The 587-nt window shown below is 40.7% G+C and carries 1 protein-coding gene; it reads right to left on the bottom strand.

What is annotated here, in order from left to right:
• Positions 1-587: SDR family NAD(P)-dependent oxidoreductase (locus ACTYBU_RS22485; protein WP_445493258.1), on the bottom strand; the 587-nt coding region annotated here is incomplete at both ends.

The raw sequence follows: 587 nt of genomic DNA, 5'->3' as shown, positions 1-587 counted from the left end.
ATCGCTCCTTTTGTACTTGTATAATCGACTAGCATCGCGTGTCCGACAAAAGCATTGATGGATGCTGTATTGACGATGCTACTTCCTGATTCCATAAATTCAAGTGCATATTTGGAAAAATAGTAATAGGAGTAGAAATTCGTTTTAAATGTCTGCTCCATTTGATCGGTTGGGAGATCTGTCAATTCTTCTATTGGGTTTTGTTCTGCCGCATTATTAACGAGTACATCCACACCACCTAATTCTGTGACCGTTTGCTGCACTGCTTTTTTGGCGAATGCTTCATCCCCAGCATCTCCTTTTAATAATAGACAGCGCTGCCCTTGTGCTTCCACTCGTTCTTTTGTTATCTCTGCATCTTCATCATTTATATTGTAGACAATCGCGATATCTGCTCCTTCTTTCGCATAAGCAATCGATACAGCACGTCCGATTCCACTGCTGCCTCCGGTCACTAAGGCTACTTTTCCATACAATTTACCAGTACCAATATAGCTTTCATCCTCATAAATAGGATTTGGAATCATTTTTTCTTCTGTGCCTTGACCACGTTCTAAGGTTTGTGCAGGTTGACTAGTTGGAAATTT

Source organism: Niallia sp. 03133, from assembly GCF_052663225.1.
Note: the sequence above shows the minus strand (reverse complement) of the source record. Positions and strands in the feature narration are given on the sequence as shown.